Here is an 18,065-nt window from a genome sequence, read left to right as displayed (position 1 = left end):
AGGGGCGTTTCCCCGTCGTCGCCGTCCCAGTCGCGGCCGTACTGGTCGGGGACCGCGCCCCAGCCCCAGTACAGGAGCGGCGCGTCGGGTTCGATGCCGAGCCGCTCGAGCGGGTCGATCCGCTGCGGGGCGACGGTGCACAGGTGCGCCCAGCAGTCGCCCCGGGTCGAACACGTACACGAACTGCTCCCCGCCGCGCAGCCGGCCCAGGGACAGGGCGCGCCCGTCGAGCAGGTCGGCGTCCTCGCCGTCCTCCCAGTCGGGGCGGCCGACCCGGCGGCCGTCGGCGAACTCGAACTGGTGCAGATGCGATCGGTCCCAGCGGGCGAACGCGTCGTCGATCGCGGCGGCCAGCTGCGCGAACGTGTGCGAGCGGGCGGCGGCGAAGATCCGGCCCGGACACGGCCACAGCTCGCGGCCGCCGCCGACGAGATCCACGCGCACTGACAGTCAGGTACGACTCACTCGTCCATTGTCCCCCGGCCGAGAGCCCCACGCCCTGCGCCGCTCGCGCATGGCCAGGGACTGCGCGCGGACCCCCGGGCAGGACGCACGCGGGCGCCACAGCGGCGCGGGCGAACGATCGGGCGCCGGGCCGGCCGCGCTGATCTGCCCGCACCGGGCCGGCGCGGGCTACAGTTGCTTGCAGCGGCGTCCGCGCGAGGGATGCCCTGGCTGGGATGGGCGAGGGGCGTGGTCCGTGTGACGCACGACGGCCTGGTCGACGACCTCGACGGCGGCCCGGCCGCCCAGACCGTGGAGTTCATGCTGGACGGCGTGGCCTACGAGATCGACCTGTCCGACGCCCACGCCGACGCGTTGCGCGCCGCGCTGGCCCCGTTCGCGGCCGCCGCCCGACGCACGCGGCCCGGAATCCAGGGCGCCCCGCGCATACGACACCCCGGCACCCCGCTCCGCATGGCACCCGGCCCAGAATGACCGCCGACTGCCCAGCCGGAGCCGCGCGGGACCGGCCGGGGACCTGCCCTGCAGGTCCGCCCGAGGCCGAGGCGACGCCGATCTGCCACCCCGCCGCCGCAATCCGCGCGACGCACACCCAAGCTCCGACACGAAAGACATCCCCGTTCAGGTTGCGACCCCGCCGGATCGACGGCCTCTCTCCGGCGGACGTACCCGTGGTCGGCCCCGCCGGGCAGCGCCGGTCCTGGCTCGGCGAGCTCACGGGCCCGGCGTTGTGCTCGGCCCGGGATGTCCCGGGCTGGCTATTCCCTGGTGGCTGCGCGTGCGTGGCGAAGGTCGTCGACATGGAGGATTTCTTGCCCCCATTGGCCTTTCCACGCGGCGAGGACAAGGTCCCGGGCGGTGGCGTCGTCGAGCAGACGGCGTTTCTGCGGCGGCGTCGCGGCTTGGGCGACTACGCCCGCGGCGTTGACGTGGACCAACACCACCGACGACGCCAGCCAGGGCAGCCGCCCGATCGCGCTGGCCCGGCGCAACGCGGACGCATCGAACGCGGCAAATCTCGGCACCCGCACACCCTAGCCCACACCCCGACTCGGCCTGGCCTGGGGCCGCCCGCGTCGGAGTCGCCGAAGCGACAGCCGCCGACTCAGCAGGCCGTGTCCTGGTACCGGCTGGCCTCCGGCGGCAGCGTGATCGCCCGGCATGGCTCGGGGCGGCAGTGGATCATCGGCCCACCGCACGGCCGGGCGGTGGTGCTCGCCGGCCAGGCGGGCTGATCGCTGCGGCTGTTGTCGTGGGGGTACGACTCCGATGTCGACCCGCCGAACCTGCCACGGGACGCGTTCCTCGTCGGGCGGGCAGGCATAGCAGGAGTGCCGGACCGGCCGTCGTGCCGTCGACCAGATCGGAACCAGCGCTGCCGGACTGACCGGCCTGTGCGAGGTCCAGGGCAACGTCGTCCGGGACCTGGCCGGTCTGAACCGGATCGAGACCCTGCCCTTGGGATGACCGGGGAATGTTCCCCGCCCACTGCGACACACTTGCGCCAGCGGACCTCGAACTGTTCGACCGGATCGCCGTCGTCAGCGCCGCCGGTGGTCCAGTCGAGCAGGCCGAGGCCGCCTATCGCCTCGATGCGCGGCACCGGTGCCCAGTGACATTCGGTCGCCGACACGTGATCACTGGCTGGTCCTGGCATGTCCTTCGTCTCGATACCCGATGGCTGGTTTCGTGCCCATTCCTTTGATCCGCAGCAGGATCTGGCCATCAGGGGCGACAGCAGTGCAGTCGACGGTCACTGTCGCTTCGGTCGCGCTGGCGTGAAGAATCACGGCACCATCACGGCGGGATGCAAGAAGGCCGTCGTTGTGTGTTGCGCAGATCTCGATCCAATCGATTGACGTAGGCACCGAAATCGAGTTCTGCCGCTGGCGTGCTTGGATCAGAACCGCGGTCCGGGCCAGCGCATCCAGTGTTACGACTGGCACGAGGAACCTTCCGGACATGGGCTCGTCTCCGATCCTGAGTTCGACGGCGGCGCTGCCCGTGTACCGGTCAGAGAGGCAGTCGCGCAGTCGCGCAGGACGTCGAAAGGTCCGCTGAGGCGTACAACAGCATCGGAACGCACACACGGATCGTCTGTCGAGATGCCGGAGCGGTCGGTCTGCCAGTACTGCTGCGGAGGGGATGGGGGGGATGGTCGGCGGGCACGAGGTGGACCGTGAATCGGGCGTGCGGCCGGTCTCGGACGAGGACAGTGCCGTTGGCGTGAACGAAGTCCGAGGTGATCTGTACATCGACGCGGGTGTGTGCGCCGTCGGTCTCCAGCAGGCGCGCGGTGATGCGGCAGTGGGCACCGGTGCGGTCAGGGGTCGTCGGGAGGAATGCAGTGAACCTGGCGTCGGAGAACGCGCGCACGCGGGTGCCAGGCACCAGCGCGGTCGCTGCTTGCGCGGCCATCTCGAGTTCGACTGTGGCGGGAACGGTGGGCCGGCCTGAGACGAGATGATCGGCGAGGCAGGAATCGCGCAGGGGGTCGAAATGTGCTGCCAGACCGCATGGTCGGCAGCATTTTCCAGGCAAGTGTCCAGGAAGAACGCAGGGGAGACATCCGCGTCGACAATGGCGACGGGTTTCGACTGCGGTTTCGGGCTTCGGTCCAGGTAGTACTGAATTTCCTTCGTGCCACCGTAGTAAGCCACGGGAGCTTGGTCGCGCTGAGTGGCCAGTTCGTTGAGGAAATGGGCCGCCCCTTCTCTCGGGGACAGCCCTGTCTTCTCGGCTCTGCGCGCCGCCGCGGCCTGGACCAGGGTGGAGGTTGCCAGGATGCCGGTGTCCGTCCAAGCCGGCCAGGCGATGGCGAACTCCTGATGCGGGCTGCAGGCAGCCGCTGTATGGAGATATTCATTGCCTGCCACGTAGTCGGTCTCGCCTGGCAGGCCCATGGTGGCCGCCATGGAACCGAAACTGCACCAGGTTGCGACGTGCTCTCCGAACGCTTGGCGAAGGTTGTGGTAGCCGGCGACTTTGCTGTTCAGAACCGTGCGGAAGTCGGCGAGGGTTTTCCTGTCCAGGTTGGCCGGTCGGCTGATACCGGCGGCGAACAACATGAGGTCGATATGTCCGTGCTGATCGTGGATGCGCCGTGCGGCCGTATCCACATCGTTCTGGTCGGTGACGTCGCAGACGAGATAATGCACCCGATCCTCGCCGAGCCGGTCGCGCAACAGCCGCAAGGTCCGGTGCACCTCGTGGATACGGAGCCGCCGGTCGAACTCCGCATTGTGCTGGGCGAAACTGCCAACGTGTTCGGCCAGCCGTTGTCGCAGGAATTCCTTGCGGGTGGCGGCGAACTCCTCGAGCGAGATGTCGCCGTTGCTCGGCTGCTGGCCGATTTGGGTCGTGCCAAGGATCCACAGTGTGGGCCGAGATTGGCGGGCGAGCGCGAGCAGGCATTCGGCGGTGATCCCGCGTGCGCCGCAGGCAGCCACGACCACGGATTCATCGGTGACCTGGATACTGCCGTGATCGTTGCGCACCGGCGCATCCATGCCGTGGTGGACGGTCCGGACGCCGTCACGGTATTCAACGGCAGGGAAGTTGCGTTGCCGGGCCGACTCGAAACTCAGCTGGGCCAGTCCAGCGGCGAGGTCATGATCAGTGGTGGCAATCGCGAATACCTCGTTGTCGGGAAGTTCCCGGCTCAGTGCTCGGGTAGTTCCAGTGAACAGGCTCGCATGAGGGTGGATGGTGTTCCCCGCTACGCCGTCGAGCAAGAGGCAGCCGATCGATCCGTTGCCACGCAAGCCGGAATGCCACTTCTTGGCCGCGAGAAAGTATGTCTCGTGCAGCCGGGCGAGGCTGGCAGGTGGGCGCTGGGGCCAGGTGCCGGCTGCTCCGACTGCAGCGATCACACGAAGATGCCGGATCGTGTCAAGGCCGGAGCCGATGCTCTCCAGGCTGTGTTCGTTGATCGCGATCAGCGTGTGCACCGTCGGGTCAGGACATCCCGGCGTGGTGCAGATGACGATGCAGGAATGAGCGCGGGCGTAGTCGGCCAGCTTGGCGGCGACGGCGGGATCGTTGGTCAGTACGGCAGTGTGCGGTGGGATGGCAGGCTGCGCTGGGCGGGTTGGTGTGCCGCAATCGGCGCGCCGGGTCATGACCAGACGGCGCGCCACCGCACGACGAACAACCTCGACCGCAGTGACGGGGCGCGCTTCTGTTCCGGTCACGAGAACGCGCTCTGCTGGTTCTTCCAGAGCGCGCAGGATGGCCACGGCACCGTCCGCGGAAAGAAATGTCGTGTCTGTCCCGGTACCGTCGACCTGAACGGAGTGGGAAGCTCCGCGCTGCGGAACGGCGCGGACCACACCGAGAACAGGCAGCTCGAACCGGCTGGCGATCGAGGACCGGGTCAGGGCCAGCAGGAAGGCGCCCTCGGCGATGTTGACGGTCTGCGTGCCGGTCAGTTCGGCCGCCCACTCGGTTGCGTTGCCGGACACGCCCATCACCAGCGCGAAATCGAGATCTCCGCTGCGCAGGTATTGTTGTGCCAGGTCGACCGCGCAGAGGACCGAGTCACGGCCAGCACCGACCGCGACGCTGGGACCGTGCAGGTCGAAGCGGTTGGCGACACGGCCGGCAACCACGTTGGGCATCAAGCCAGGCAAGGCGTCCTCAGTGAGCGGCGGGATTGACTGATCTACCTGGTGGGCGAACTTTCGCAAGGCGGCCGCCGCCGTGTCCCGGCCTAGGGCGGCGAGATCGTCCGCAATGGCGGTGTACGTGTCGCGGTAGATCCGGTGCACCGCGGTCCCCAGCAGACGCGGGGGCTCGAAATAGCCAGAGAAGACGCCGGTGCGTTCTGTCAGCGGCTCCCACATCGCACCGTGTTCCTGGCGGAACCGTTCGACAACCTGCACGGCCATCAGCTGGGTGCGATCGGTGTCCCGCAGGGTGTTCCGGGAAAACCGGACCTCGGCGAACGGCGGCTCCGGATACACCGTCCCGAAGCTCAAGCCCTTCGGGAAGCCCTCACGCAACCACCGCTGGACGCGGGCGCGGTCGGGGTCACCGGGCAGAAGAGCGCTCCAGCCGACCAGGACCATGGGGTCGTCGACGAGCGGCCGTGCGGATCGGTCTCCCACGGTCGGCCGGTCGCGTACGACGAGGTGCGCATTGGTACCACCGAAGCCGAAACTGGAGATTCCCGCAGTACGGGGGCGATCCTTCCGCGCCGGCCACTGCCGGCCCTCGGTGTTGATGGCCACCGTGCCGGACTGGGCGTCACGCGGTAGTCGCTGGAAGCGTTGCTGCGCGGGGATTCGGTCATGCTGCATGGCCAGCAGAGCGTGCACGACGGAGACGGCTCCCGCAGCCCATCCGGTGTGTCCCAGCAGCGACTTGTTCGACGTAACCGCTACCGGGTGCCCGTCCATTTCCAGCCGGATGCTTGCCAACTCGGCGCTGTCACCCGCGACCGTTCCGGTCGCGTGGGCGACGATCCAGTCGACGTCTGCGGGGCGCAGATGGCTGATGGCGCGGGCGCGGGCCATGGCCCTGGTCTGCCCGGTCAGGTTGGGTGCGTAGATGGCCTTGCCCCGACCGTCGGATGCCGCGCCGAAACCGGCCAGAACGCCGAGAATCCGATCACCGTCCGCTCGGGCACGGTCCACGGTCTTGAGGGCCACCACACAGGCCGCGTCGGTGAACAGGGTGCCATTCGCGGCGGCATCGAACGACCGTACGTCCTCGGTTGGGGTGAGACCTTCAGTTGGCAGAACAGCACAGCGGCCAAGGACGTCATCTCCTCACCACCGCCGCACAGCGTGATGTCCTGCTGCCCGGCCAGCAGTTTGCGCACTCCGAGGTCGATGGCGTAGAGGGCGGAGGAACAAGCAGTGTCCAGGGAAATGACCTCTGTACCGGACGGCAGCACGCTGTCGACTGCTTCTTGGACAAGGAAATCGGGCAGCAGGTGGCGGGTCAGGGAACCGGCGTGCGGCAAGCTCCGACGCACCGCCTTCCAGACCTGGCCACGGTCAGCGGCCTGGGCCGCGGCGTGCGCGGCCAAACTCTCCTCCAGCCGCTGCCCGGTCTGCACCGAATTGCCTACGTAGCAGCCGCAGCGGTCCTGATCACGCCGCGTAACCGGCTCCAGAGCCTGACGCAAGGCGTGCGTGAGCCAGACGTGGGCGTATGCTGGCCCTGGCGAGCCTTCCTCCGGATCTTCGGATGCGGTCGGCGCTAGTCGTACCGGAAAGTCGTGGATGTAGCCGCCGAGCCGGGCGTAGGTGCGGTCGGGGGGTGCCCGGTTCCGCCGGCGACCAGAACCGAGCGAGGTCGAAGCGCTCGCCTGGTTCGCTGAAGACCGGCTCGGAGTCGCACAGCAGGTCCCACAGTTCGGCGGGATTGTTGGCTTTGGGCACGGCCAGCCCCATGCCGACCACGGCGACCACCGGTGTCTCTGCCCTGCTTGCGATGTCCTCGACGGCCGCTCGGCAGGATTCAGTCAGTTTCCGGCTGTCAGACATTCTGCGCCTCGCCGGGCCGCAGAATGAGTTCCGCGATCGCCGCCACCGTCGGGTAGTCGCCGGTACGAGTTCCCTCGGGAAGGGTGCCAAGGCGATACTTGTCCGCGGTCCACCTGAGTAGCTCGGTTCGCTTGAGCGAGTCGACACCGAGGTCGGCTTCCAGGTCGGCGTCCGAGGTGAAGACCTCTTCGGGATATCCCAGATGGTCGGCGTAGGCCGAGCACAGTTCGGCGATGAGCCGGTCCCGGTCCAGATCCGTCTCTGGCGAGCTGCTGATGTCCTTCTGCTTGGCCGGTGGCTGCACACTCGGGGCGGGATTCACAGTTCGCGCTGTGCCGCTCGCGGCAGACTCGCTCGTTCGTGCCGGCGCCGCGGTCCGGATCTTCTCCAGCTGCGAAGCGAACGGGGATTCGCCGAACATGGCCACTGTGCTGACATCGGCGACGGCCCGGCAGGCCAAGGCCGTGAGAATGTTCCCCGTACCGCATTCTACGAAGGTGTCAGCGCCGTGCGCGTTCAGGTGCCGCACGGCGTCGAGATAGCGCACAGGTCGAGTCAGATGACCTGGCAGTGCCGCGCGGGCGGTCTCGCTGTCGGGATAGAAGCCGTTTTCGACGCTGGAGAAGACTCTGGCCATGAGCGGCTGCGTCGCCACCGACGCAATCGACTCGGCGAAGGCACGGGCCGCTGGCTCGCACAGGCGATTGTGGAAGATGTAGGGAGACGGCAGGCGGCTCACTGGTGCACCTAGAGCCGCCGTCATCCTTGCAAACCGTTCCAGTTCGTCGTCTGGCCCCGAAACGACGCTTTGCCGTGGCGCGTTGACGGCTGCGATCTCCAGTCGGTGGAATCCGCCTCCGAGCAGCAGGTGCTCCACGCGGTCCGCCGGAAGGGGCACAGCCATGAGACACCCTCTGTCAACCTCAGGCCGCCGAGGGAGGCTGGAGGGCCCGCCGACGGTTGCGAATGTGAATTGTTTCGTCGTAACGGACGCCTTTGACCAGGCAATGCCACAAGATTTCCAGCCACCGGTTCGCCAACGCACGCAGGGCCGAGTGATGACTTTTCCCGGCGGCGATTTTCCCGTCGTAGAACTCGCGTGCCCAGATGCTGCGGGACAGGCTGCAAAACGCCCACTGATGCACAGCCGTGCCCAGGTAATGGTTGTGCGCCAAACGGCGGGCGACGACGAACTCGCTCCGGCCGGAACGCCGGGTGACCGGGGCCGTTCCCCCGTAGCATTGCAGCCCGTTCGGAGTGTCGAACTGGGTGATGTCGTCTCCGATTTCTCCGGCTATCCGGGCGGCGAGCCGGACCCCGAGACCGGGGAAACTCAGGTAAATGTCACCGCCCGGGATCGCTTTTCCCGGATCGGGCTCATTCGGCTGTTTCGGGCGGCCGTGACGGGCCGACCCGAGCAGCAATTCGGCCATGCGGCGCGCCCAGGCCCGTCGTTGCTCTCGGATGGCCAGCAATTGGGCCGCCGCCAATGTGATCGTGCCGGTTTTCGCGCGCACCAGGTAGTCCTTGACCGGCAGCCGATCGGCTGCCGGTGCGTCGGCGACGCGGGCCGCGAAGCGGTCCGGCCAGCCATGCCTGGCGGCGCGAGCGAACGCGGCGATGTCGCGCGGGTCGGCCGCGGCGAGCTGGTCGTGGCCAGGCCAGCGGCTCAACAGCTTCAGCACGACCGGCGACCCGAGGTCGTCGCCGGCGACGACCAGCACGGCAGGGAAGGTCGCCAGCAGGTCGGCACGCAGCCGGTTGAGCAGTCGGCGCTCGTCACGGGCGGCACGTTCGTCATCGCGGGCAATGGCACGCAGTTCCCCGGCCAGTTCGCCGTGGGGAACGAGTTTGCGCAATTCCAGGAATTGGTCCAACGCCAGCAGGCAGGCGATGCGCGCGTCTTCAGCGTCGTCCTTCTTCTTGGCCGGTCCACGACGGCGGGCCACCAAGTCCGGGTTGACCGGAAGAACGGTGAAACCGGCGTCGGCCAGTGTTTCCACCAACAGGCCGTGTCGGGTTTCGAGCACGATCCGCACGTCGGCCGGGTCGGATTCCAGTTCCAGGCAGCGGGCCACAAGCCAGCCTACTCCCGCTGCGGTGTGATCGATACGGAATTGCTCGATCACACCCTCGCCTGGGCGACCCAAAGCCACGTCGTGAAACGATTCCGCCCAGTCAATTCCTACTCCCAGCAAAAGCGTCTGCTCCCTTCGCATCCGGCACAACGACTGGGACCGGAGGCGGCGCGTCGTGCTGATAAAACCAGTCCTCATCGGGACTACACCCTCCTAGACGACAAGCCTCCGGCCGAAACCTCCGAGGACGCTGTCTCATGACAGTCCTCGCGGGACAAGCCCCGAAAGCGTTCCTCTGAGGTCCCAGCCATGAAAGAAGGTAGCGCTATCAGCCCTCCCGGGGGCGGCGGACTGGATCGCAGCGCCTCGCTACGCAAACACAGCACCCGCGCCCCGTTTTCGACGGTGAACGCTCCGGCAGCCGTCAGCGCCGCGATCTCGCCGAAACTGTGGCCAAGAAACACGTCGAACGACACGCCGTGGACCGTGGACAATATCGCGTGTCCGGTTGTTCCGGCTGCGAAAATCGCCAGCATCAGGCGTTCAGGGGCGTCCTGAGCCAGCACGTCGACGCCAGGAGCATCAGGATCGAGCAACAGGGTGGACACCGGGTCTATTCCATATGCCGCGCCGACGGCGTCCGTGATTTCCAGCATCTCCTGAACAACAGGCTCGTCCGCGAATTCGGCGAGACGCCCCGGCGCATAGGAACCCTGACAAGGCCGAAGCCGACCGGAAAGGCGACAACGAGCGGGTCTGCGGCGAGCTGTGCCGGCGGAGTACGGCGGCCGAGAAGGGAACCGGCCACTGAGGAACCGATGCGCTACTGTCTTTGCTGGCCTCTCCCGGGGCACCGTCGAGGCCCTCGACTCCACGTTCGCGGCCGTGGTGAAGGACATGGGCATCGCACCGCGTGCCCCGCAGAAGAAGGTCCGGCAGCGCTCGCCCGGCTGACCAGGCCTGCGGCCCGCACGCTCATCACCGCTCTGCGCAGCTGAACAAGGCCCGCGCCGGTCCGCGCAGCGCCGTCATCCCGCTGCGGCGCACGAGAATCCGCAGGCCTGCAGCACGCGGCGCGCAAGCGGAAGCCCAGAGCGGGGAGAATGATCGTCTTCGATCCGCCAGCGGGGGCGAACGGCCAGCGGTCAAAGTGAGGGGCGGCGGGGCGGGGGAACACTGTCCGCAGCAGGCCGAGCGGATTCGACAGCCGGGTGTGTCAGGGGTCGATCGCGGTCGAGTGCGTCGCCGAGTATGCGGTGGGCGTGGACGAGTTCCGAGCAGGCTTCGTCGTACCGCCGGTGATCCGCCAGCCTGCCGGCCCGGCCGATCGCCGCCACGGCCTGCGGCGCGGCTGCACTGAGCGGCTCTGCGAGGCAGGCGATGGTGTCATGGAGGTCCGCGAGCATGACGGCGACCTGGACCGCGTCCGGGACGACGGTCATCGTGGCGGCCAACACTCGTACCTGGGTGCGCAGGTGCACCAGAACGGCCGCCACGTCGACTGCAACCGATCGCTGCTCGCTCATCCTGACACCTTGCCCCGGAAACAACGCGGCGCGGTGACGTCCAGGGAGCAAAACCGCACCACACGCGCTGGGGAAGGGACTGTGAGGGTAACCCGTCGTTCCGCGCGCCCCGAACATACGACCGGCCGGCTCCGATGCATCGCAGCGTGACCGGCCGCGACGCCCCGTCGCGAACCCCGCCGAAACGAGCGAACTGGAAGCCGTCAAACTCGGTTCTGCAGTCGTCGACAGTGCCGGGCGTTGATAGCCCGGGTGCGGCGAGGGGAGGGCTGCCCACCGGGACGCTGTCGAGCCTATGGTGCGGGGAACGCAGGCGCCCGGCCAACATTCAACGGGTCGGCGTCGCGTCTGCGCTGTGGCTTCGATTCAGCGGGGGCCGGTGGGGCGGCGCGGCGATCGCACTGCCCGATCGGGCACGTTCGCAGCGACTGCGACTGCGCCGCTGGCATCGTCCCCGAGCCGGAGGCTACCGTCGTTGGCACGGCGCTGTCGGCGTTCGGCCGCTTCCCCGGCAACGCACAGCACTTGCAGTACTGGCTCGCAAGAGGCGCTGGAATGGCTCGCCGTCCGGCCGAGCGGTGCCTCCCGACCGAAGGGCCGATCGACGATGACCGCTGAACCGACGATCGAGGAGGCCGCGTGCGCGGCGGCCGGGCCGGTGCGCGCCCTGCGCGTCGCCGCCGGCGATTGCGGGGACAGCCTCGCCGCCTCTGAAACATGGTCGGCACCGGACGCGATCCGCCGCGCCATGACCGCAACCGCCTCCATGATCGGAGACCTGTCGGTCGTCCTGTTCAACGCGCGCGCAGCCGCCAAGCGGACCGGACAGTCCGATCTCGCGGCCAGGCTCGCCGAGGCCGAGGCTCCGCTCCTCGCGGCGTGGACGCGTCTGCAGACGCCGGTAGACGCCCCTGCCCACGACGGCGGCAGAGCCGCGCCGCGGCGCGGCTGATCAGTGCCAGCACGAGGGAGAGGGTGGCGTCGGCCAGCCGAGAGCAGATGGCCGGAGCTGCTGGGACAGCCGGGCTCAATGGCGGCTGGCGGGAACATTGTTGCCGCTGCTCGGCGCGGTTTCCGCCGTATCCGCAGCACGCGGCGAAGGAAGGACGGGGACGTGCCGGGAGTGCTTGCTGGCTTCGGTGTTGGTCATGATCCGGTCGATGGCGGCGAGGCCGATCGCCGAGAGCACGAGCAGGGAGTGCAGGATCGCTTGCCACATCACGGTTTGCCAGTCGATCCGGCCGGTGTCGGTGACCCGGGCGGGCTGGACGAAGGTGCGCAGCAGGTGCACCGAGGAGATGCCGATGACTGCGGTGACCAGCTTGGTCTTGAGCACGTCGGCGTTGACGTGCGACAGCCATTCGGGCTCGTGGGGGGTGCCCGCACAGCCGGATGCGGGACACGAACGTCCCGTAGCCGCCGACGATCACCATGATCAGCAGGTCGGAGATCATCACGATGTCCACCAGCTGCAGAACCGCGAGCATGACGTCGCCCTCGGTGAACGGCATGCCGGCCGTGTCGCCGGAGCGCTCGGTGCCGTCGGCGATGCCGGTGAAGGCCTGCACCAGCAGGTGCCAGGTCTCGACCAGGAACCGCCACACGTACACCAGCTGCGCGACGATCAGCCCGAGGTAGAGCGGGACGAACCGCGCCGCCGCCGCGGATCGAGAGCGGGCAGCACGCGCCCGGGCGTCAGGTTGGCGTGCGGTTGTTGCGGTCTTCCGGCGGTTCGGTCTGCATCGCCGAGCGGACCGCGTCGGCGAACCGTGCCGCGACCGGGCCCGGCGAGGTCAGCCGGATCCGGTGGCCGGCCACGGTCAGCGACAGCGGGCGGTCGGTGCCGGGCGGGTTCGGCGGCGAGACGTCGGCGACGTCGCCGTAGCCGGCGGTGAGGACCCAGCCGGAGTCGGGCGTCGCGTAGTAGTGCCCGACCCCGATCAGGCGCCGGTCGGTCGCGGCGAGCACGACCGCCAGCGCTTCGAGGTGCACGATCCCCCAGCACGCCGCCCGGACCCGCTCGCCGGGGCCGACCAGGCCGTCGAGTGCCTTGACGGCGCGGTGGCGGCGCGGCGCGTCGGCGCACCAACCCTGGACCGGCAGTTCCCGGACGACCTCGATCACCCGGGCATTGTCGCGCAGGCGGCGGGCAATCGGGGCCGCCGCTCCCGGGCGATCGGCAAAACCGCCCCGCTCGGGTGACATGCCTTGCCGCGGCTCGGTCCGGTGGCGACGATTTCGCGCATCCCGCACAGCGAAAGGCGTGACACATGCCGACAAACATGCGCCGTTCCTGGTTTTATCTTGACATCGCGACCGGCGACGCGGAGGACGCGGGCACCGACGGTCCCGTGCACGTCCGGCTCTCCGACGACCGCGGCGCCGAGACCGTCGAGCAGGTGCTGGGCCGGGCGCAGCACGACCGCTTGCGCCGTGCGACCACCGACCGCCGCTTCGTCGCCGTCCCGGCCGGCTTCGCCCGGCCCGTGCGCCTCGCCGTCCGGCTCGCGGGCGACGGCCGGTGGCTGCTCGCCGAGGCCCTGGTGACCGGCGCCGACGGGAGCACCCGCTTCACCACCGGCCGCCGCGACACCTGGATCGAGGGCGGAACCGGCGAGACGGTCTTCCCGCTGCACGAAGTCTCCGCCGCGCACCTCGACCAGCGCCGGGAACCGCGCCACCGCACCCGCGACCGCCCCGAGGCCGGGCAACCGCATCCGCCGACCGCCGGCGGGCGCGCCGGGCGCCGGGCGTAGCGTTTCCCGCACGACAGACCTCGCCGCGCGCCGCCCGGCCCGCACGGCCCGAACGCAAAAGCGCGCGCCGCACAAGGCACCGCGCCCGGCGGACCTGCAACCGGTTCCCGACGACGGACCAGCTTCCGGCAGGCTGCGGTCTCTCGCACGCGGAGCGTGCGAACGTACCGGAGGGGTTCCGCCCCCCCGTTACCTTTTTCGTGGTTTCTGATCGAGGAGCCGTGGTCGCCAGGCCCGGCATGGCTTATGCCCCCAGTCGCTTCCATGATCCGGGGGGGGTGGTGTCACCGGGCCCGGTGGCGTCGAGGGACCGCTGATAGGGACACGCCGCCTGCGGGCAGGTCTCGTCGTAACGTGGGTGCCGGCGCTCGATGCCTGATCGGTGACCACGTCGCGGCGAACGAAACGGCATGGTGATGAGCAGAAGTTTCGGCGTGTTCCTCGGCCTGGACGTCGGCAAGGACGCCCACCACGCGGTCGGGCTCGACCCCGAAGGCAAGCGGCTGCACGACGCACCGCTGCCCAACACCGAACCCAAGCTGCGGGCCCTGTTCGACAAGCTCGCCGCGCACGGACCGCTGCTGGTCGTGGTCGACCAGCCGGCCACGATCGGGGCGCTGCCGGTCGCGGTCGCCCGCGCCTGCGGACACGAGGTCGCCTACCTGCCCGGCCTGGCCATGCGCCGCATCGCCGACCTCTGCCCCGGCCGCGCGAAAACCGACGCGCGGGACGCGTTCGTCATCGCCGACGCCGCCCGCTCCCTGCCGCACACGCTGCGCCAGGTCGACGTCGGCGACGACGCCCTCGCCGAACTCGACGTGCTGGCCGGGGTTCGACGACGACCTCGCCGCCGAGGCCACCAGGATCGGCAACCGGATCCGCGGCCTGCTCACCGGCATCCACCCCGCCCTCGAACGCGCCATCGGACCGCGCATCTCCCACCCGGCGGTCCTGGAAATCCTCTCCCGCTGCGGAGGACCGGCCGGCATCGCCAAGGCCGGACGCCGCAAGCTCGCCGCGATCGCGAAAGCCCACGCGCCCCGCATGGGCGAGCGGCTGGTCGAGGCGATCACGACCGCGCTGGCCGAGCAGACCGTCACCGTCCCGGGCACCGCGGCCGCCGACACCGTCCTGCCCAGACTGGCCGACAGCCTGAAAACCGTTTTGCAGCAACGCAAACAAGTCGCCGAACAAGTCGAGGGGATACTCGATGCCCACCCTCTCGCCGGGGTCCTGACCTCGATGCCCGGCATCGGAGTCAGGACCGCAGCCCGCATCCTCCTCGAAATCGGCGACGCCTCCCACTTCGCCAGCTCCGCGCACCTCGCCGCCTACGCCGGCATCGCCCCCGTCACCCGCAGCTCCGGCACCAGCATCAAAGGCGAACACCCGGCACGAAGCGGCAACCGGAAGCTGAAACGCGCGTTCTTCCTCGCCGCGTTCGCGGCCTTGGCAGATCCGACCAGCAGGGCCTACTACGACCGCAAACGCGCCGAGGGCAAGAAACACAACGCCGCCCTCATCTGCCTCGCCCGACGCCGCTGCGACGTCCTCTACGCCATGCTCCGCAACCACACCCACTACCGACACCCCGAAACCGCCCCCGCAGCGGCTTGACAACCACATAGGGACACCCCGCCCAGGCAACGGCGATCTCGCCTCCGTTGACGTAGCCGGCGCCGACGAAGTTCATCGGGTCCTGATTGGACAGAGTCCCCGCACGCGTGCCCACCAGCGCGCCGTCGAGGTACATGGCCTGCGTGTTGCCCTGCCCGACCAGCGTGACCGAATGCCACGCCGAATCGTTCACCTTGCCCGCCGACACGATCGGCGCGACGCTGCCGGTCCAGAACTGCCCGTACAGCTTGCCGTCCGTGCCGATGTAGAGCACCGGCATCGCGCCCGAACTCGGATTCGCCGCCCCGATCGCGCTGTGCCCGGTCGACATCAGCACGCCCGCCGGGCCGTTGAGCGTGGTCTGGAACGACATCTGCACCGACAGGTACGTCGCCTGCGCCACCAGATTGTTCGGCAGCTGCAGCGAACCCGCGCCGTTGAACCAGCTCGATGCGCTCGGCGAACCGGCGTGCGGCGTCGAATCGCTTGGCGACACTGTGGTGAACGTGCCGTTGTCGACGCCCAGGTTCGCGCTGACCTCGTCGACCGCGGTCGTCCCGGTCGAGGCCTGGTTCAGCCGCCAGTACGCATACGGCTGCGCGTCGAGCACCGTCGAGCGGTAGTGCGATCCCGGCGCGCTGCCGCCGGTGTAGCTGTAGGCGGTGCAGGCCGTGGTCGAGGTCGGCGGGCACACGGTGGTCAGGGTGTTGCCGCTGTAGCCGTAGGTCCACGTCAGCGGCTGCCCGCCCGCCGTCGCCGGGTCGGTGGCGACCGTCGCGACGTGCCCGCCGGACCAGGTGAAGTGCAGCGCCCGGTTGCCGCCGGTGTTGGCGACGGTCGCGAGGTTGCCGTTCGCGTCGTACGACAGCGTCTGGCTGCGGCCGGACGAGTCGGTGATCGACGTCAGCTTCCACGTGTTCCCGGACTGCTGCGCGAAGTTGTACACCGAACCGCCGCGCGCGGTCAGCGTGTAACCCCCGCCCGTGAGTCCGCCGAAGGTCGCGTACGTCCCCTGCGGGGGCGTGTAGGTCGTGCCGTCCGGGTTCAGTCCGAACCGGACAGTGTGCCCGTCGGGATAGGTGACCACCACGCTGCCGGAACCGTCGGCGTCCGGAACGGCCGCCATGTCGTACACCGTCGACCACCCCGAACCGAACAGACCGCCGGTACGCGGATCGATCGAGTTGTACGAACGGGAAATCCCCAAAGCCGGACCCGCCGTCGCCACACTCGCGTCCGTCGCAGAGGTGGTGTAGTCGCCGATGCCCGGGTCGAAATTCCGCTTGCTGGTGTTGACACCCGCGTGCGCGGTGATCAGCGGTTTCGGCACCGCGGTGGAGAAGTACGCGGGCACCGACCAGTTCGACGGGCCGACCGTGTCGCTGGCCGACACGGTCCAGTAATAGGACTGGTTCCAGGCCAGTTTCCCAGCAGGCACCCGGTAGTTCCCGACCGGCAACGCCCCGGAATCCGCTGCCAGCACCGGTTTCCCGCCGCCGGCCGGGATCGAGCAGACCTGGAAGTCGTACGTGACGCCCTTGTTCGGGTAGTTGTCCGGGTCGTGCCCGGTGGCGAACAACTGCGGTTGCAGGGACGACAAGGCCGTGTTCGACGGCGGGCTGGCGCTGTCGATCTGCGGCGGCGTGTTCGCCGAGTTGATCACCTCGCAGGGTGAATCGACGCCGTAATTGAGGTTGAAGGAACTGTTGCCGTTGAACATGTCCCAGCACAGGAAGTACTGGCCGGGCGTGACCGGCCCGATGTTGCCGGTCATCGTGATCGTCTGGTTCGGAGCAACGGATCCCGGCAGGTTCGTCCACGCGTCAGGCGGGTTCGTGATCCGGAGGTTGTTCCAGCTCATGTCGTAGAGCTGGTACCAAAGATGGTTGTTCGCCGGGGTCCACGTGCTGTTGCCCAGGTTCGTCACAGTGGCCTGCTGCGAGCCGCTGGTGGTTCCCGTCGGCTGCAGGTAATTCGACGGCGCGTAATACGAAGCGCCGTAAGGGCTGTAGGTGATCGACAAGTACGGCGGGTACGGGGAATTGAGGCTGTCGAACTTCTTCCACCCGTACGTGTCGCCCGAGTCCGCGGTGAGCGCGAGACCGTTGTTGGCCCCGCCGTGCGTCCACGACTCGATCAGATGGGTTCCCGCCGCGGTCGGGTTGTCGCCCAGGTCGATCGACTCCCAGGCCGGTTCGCATCCGGGGGTGTGCCCGGCGGCGAAGCTGCGGTTGCCGATCGGGCCGCCGATCGACACCCACGGGTAGGTCTTCTGCCCGCCGACGCTCCGTCCCGAGGTGATCGGCGAGACCCAAATCGGGCGCTCGTCGTACGAGTACGACCAGATCTCGTCCAGTTCCAGTGTGGCGGCTTCGATGTAGTCGTTGGACAGACCGCTGACGTCGAACTTCAGATAGGAATTGGCCACGTGCGCTCCGCCGTCGTAGGTGCCGACGTCCAGCATGTCGTCGCCGCTGTAATCGTTGTTGTACAGCGACATCACATACGTCGACCCCGCGGTGTTCAGGTCCGCGACCGACGGGTCGACCTTCACCGGAAACACCCGCGCCTTGTCGTGCAGCCACGCCGAGTCCAGCGTCACCTGCAGCGCTGGCCCGCCGGCGACGGTCGTCAGGGCATAGGCGACACCGGTCGACAACACACCTTCGTTCGCGCGGGTCGATGGCCGAGTCGCGCATGAACCCGTGTGCGATCGTGTCGACGACCTGCCCCGTCGAATCGGTGAACACGACGCTTCCGTCGGCGCCCAGCGACGGCGTGACACCCGACAATTTCAGCGGAAAGACCCACGTGGCCGGCGCGTCAGCGCTGGACAGGACGAGCGTTTCCTTGACTCCGCCCGACGCTGTCGCCACGTACGACGCGTCGGCATGCGCCGCGACGCCCGGGTACGTGATCGTGGAATCCGACACCTGGCCGGTCGCGTGCGCCGCGCCCCGCAGCCCGAACGCGATGCTCTTGCCCGGCCCGACCGGCACCAGAGCGGGGTCGTCCGCCGACGGCGCGAACGTCGTCGACGTCGAGTCCGCCTTCTCGCCCCACCGGCCGCCGTTGCCCTGCGCCAGCTTCGTGTCGATGCCCGCCCAGTCCCCCGCGCCCGTCCGGTAA

Annotated in this window: 16 protein-coding genes and 4 pseudogenes; 6 read left to right on the top strand and 14 right to left on the bottom strand. The window is 68.8% G+C overall.

The window, feature by feature from the left end; translation table 11 throughout:
* The first annotated feature begins 93 nt into the window (after positions 1 to 93).
* Together ACFXI3_RS26320 and ACFXI3_RS26315 are read left to right on the top strand one after the other, a co-directional pair.
* Positions 94 to 447 carry a hypothetical protein gene (locus ACFXI3_RS26320; protein ID WP_378402932.1) on the top strand — a complete coding sequence of 118 codons (354 nt, stop codon included), beginning with the start codon at positions 94 to 96 and terminating at the stop codon, positions 445 to 447.
* A gap of 246 nt (positions 448 to 693) precedes the next feature.
* Positions 694 to 939: a histone-like nucleoid-structuring protein Lsr2 gene (locus ACFXI3_RS26315; RefSeq protein WP_378402930.1), complete on the top strand. Its 246-nt coding sequence runs from the start codon at positions 694 to 696 to the stop codon at positions 937 to 939.
* 284 nt (positions 940 to 1,223) lie between these two features.
* On the opposite strand, the gene ACFXI3_RS26310 is transcribed toward ACFXI3_RS26315, so the two are convergent.
* The 10 genes and pseudogenes from ACFXI3_RS26310 to ACFXI3_RS26265 form a co-directional block, all read right to left on the bottom strand.
* Positions 1,224 to 1,490 (bottom strand): hypothetical protein, encoded by a 267-nt coding sequence (locus ACFXI3_RS26310; protein WP_378402928.1) that lies wholly within the window; start codon positions 1,488 to 1,490, stop codon positions 1,224 to 1,226.
* Positions 1,491 to 2,102: 612 nt separating this feature from the next.
* Positions 2,103 to 2,555, bottom strand: a complete 453-nt coding sequence (locus tag ACFXI3_RS26305; protein WP_378402949.1) for a polyketide synthase dehydratase domain-containing protein — start codon at positions 2,553 to 2,555, stop codon at positions 2,103 to 2,105.
* The gene (locus ACFXI3_RS26300) at positions 2,479 to 3,006 is read right to left on the bottom strand and encodes a hypothetical protein (RefSeq protein WP_378402947.1); all 528 of its coding nucleotides are present in this window, start codon (positions 3,004 to 3,006) and stop codon (positions 2,479 to 2,481) included. Before ACFXI3_RS26300 ends, ACFXI3_RS26305 begins: the two co-directional genes overlap by 77 nt.
* Before the next feature lie 266 nt (positions 3,007 to 3,272).
* Positions 3,273 to 6,101: pseudogene (locus ACFXI3_RS26295) on the bottom strand (SDR family oxidoreductase); the annotation flags it as partial.
* Positions 5,999 to 6,697, bottom strand: a complete 699-nt coding sequence (locus ACFXI3_RS26290; RefSeq protein ID WP_378402945.1) for a beta-ketoacyl synthase N-terminal-like domain-containing protein — start codon at positions 6,695 to 6,697, stop codon at positions 5,999 to 6,001. The pseudogene ACFXI3_RS26295 and the gene ACFXI3_RS26290, both read right to left, overlap by 103 nt.
* 58 nt (positions 6,698 to 6,755) lie before the next feature.
* Positions 6,756 to 6,959 (bottom strand): annotated as a pseudogene (locus ACFXI3_RS26285) (beta-ketoacyl synthase N-terminal-like domain-containing protein); the annotation flags it as partial.
* The gene (locus ACFXI3_RS26280; RefSeq protein ID WP_378402926.1) at positions 6,952 to 7,863 is read right to left on the bottom strand and encodes a phosphopantetheine-binding protein; all 912 of its coding nucleotides are present in this window, start codon (positions 7,861 to 7,863) and stop codon (positions 6,952 to 6,954) included. The pseudogene ACFXI3_RS26285 and the gene ACFXI3_RS26280, both read right to left, overlap by 8 nt.
* Before the next feature lie 19 nt (positions 7,864 to 7,882).
* Entirely contained in the window at positions 7,883 to 9,178 is a 1,296-nt protein-coding gene (locus tag ACFXI3_RS26275; RefSeq protein WP_378402943.1) for a transposase, read from the bottom strand.
* Between the two features lie 62 nt (positions 9,179 to 9,240).
* Positions 9,241 to 9,693: an acyltransferase domain-containing protein gene (locus ACFXI3_RS26270; protein ID WP_378402924.1), complete on the bottom strand. Its 453-nt coding sequence runs from the start codon at positions 9,691 to 9,693 to the stop codon at positions 9,241 to 9,243.
* Positions 9,694 to 10,182: 489 nt separating this feature from the next.
* On the bottom strand, positions 10,183 to 10,563 hold the full coding sequence (locus ACFXI3_RS26265; RefSeq protein WP_378402922.1) for a hypothetical protein: 381 nt from the start codon (positions 10,561 to 10,563) through the stop codon (positions 10,183 to 10,185).
* 607 nt (positions 10,564 to 11,170) lie between these two features.
* On the opposite strand from ACFXI3_RS26265, the gene ACFXI3_RS26260 reads away from it, so the two are divergent.
* The gene (locus tag ACFXI3_RS26260; protein WP_378402920.1) at positions 11,171 to 11,515 is read left to right on the top strand and encodes a hypothetical protein; all 345 of its coding nucleotides are present in this window, start codon (positions 11,171 to 11,173) and stop codon (positions 11,513 to 11,515) included.
* Positions 11,516 to 11,590: 75 nt separating this feature from the next.
* Here the strand turns inward: ACFXI3_RS26260 and ACFXI3_RS26255 are convergent, their stop codons facing one another.
* The 3 genes and pseudogenes from ACFXI3_RS26255 to ACFXI3_RS26245 all read right to left on the bottom strand — a co-directional run bounded on the left by ACFXI3_RS26255 (position 11,591) and on the right by ACFXI3_RS26245 (position 12,687).
* On the bottom strand, positions 11,591 to 11,899 hold the full coding sequence (locus ACFXI3_RS26255; RefSeq protein WP_378402919.1) for a hypothetical protein: 309 nt from the start codon (positions 11,897 to 11,899) through the stop codon (positions 11,591 to 11,593).
* A gap of 100 nt (positions 11,900 to 11,999) precedes the next feature.
* Positions 12,000 to 12,167 (bottom strand): annotated as a pseudogene (locus ACFXI3_RS26250) (hypothetical protein); the annotation flags it as partial.
* A gap of 91 nt (positions 12,168 to 12,258) precedes the next feature.
* Positions 12,259 to 12,687 (bottom strand): hypothetical protein, encoded by a 429-nt coding sequence (locus tag ACFXI3_RS26245; RefSeq protein WP_378402917.1) that lies wholly within the window; start codon positions 12,685 to 12,687, stop codon positions 12,259 to 12,261.
* Between the two features lie 146 nt (positions 12,688 to 12,833).
* On the opposite strand from ACFXI3_RS26245, the gene ACFXI3_RS26240 reads away from it, so the two are divergent.
* Together ACFXI3_RS26240 and ACFXI3_RS26235 are read left to right on the top strand one after the other, a co-directional pair.
* Positions 12,834 to 13,319 carry a hypothetical protein gene (locus ACFXI3_RS26240; protein WP_378402915.1) on the top strand — a complete coding sequence of 162 codons (486 nt, stop codon included), beginning with the start codon at positions 12,834 to 12,836 and terminating at the stop codon, positions 13,317 to 13,319.
* 416 nt (positions 13,320 to 13,735) lie between these two features.
* A pseudogene (locus tag ACFXI3_RS26235) lies at positions 13,736 to 14,936 on the top strand (IS110 family transposase).
* Here ACFXI3_RS26235 and ACFXI3_RS26230 read toward each other — a convergent pair.
* Positions 14,839 to 17,595 carry a DNRLRE domain-containing protein gene (locus ACFXI3_RS26230; protein ID WP_378402913.1) on the bottom strand — a complete coding sequence of 919 codons (2,757 nt, stop codon included), beginning with the start codon at positions 17,593 to 17,595 and terminating at the stop codon, positions 14,839 to 14,841. The pseudogene ACFXI3_RS26235 and the gene ACFXI3_RS26230 sit on opposite strands and share 98 nt — an antisense overlap.
* A 38-nt stretch (positions 17,596 to 17,633) precedes the next feature.
* On the opposite strand from ACFXI3_RS26230, the gene ACFXI3_RS26225 reads away from it, so the two are divergent.
* Positions 17,634 to 18,065 carry a hypothetical protein gene (locus ACFXI3_RS26225; protein WP_378402911.1) on the top strand — a complete coding sequence of 144 codons (432 nt, stop codon included), beginning with the start codon at positions 17,634 to 17,636 and terminating at the stop codon, positions 18,063 to 18,065.

This window comes from Amycolatopsis sp. NPDC059235, assembly GCF_042754125.1.
GTDB classification, from domain to species: Bacteria; Actinomycetota; Actinomycetes; order Mycobacteriales; family Pseudonocardiaceae; genus Amycolatopsis; species Amycolatopsis albidoflava.
Note: the sequence above shows the minus strand (reverse complement) of the source record. Positions and strands in the feature narration are given on the sequence as shown.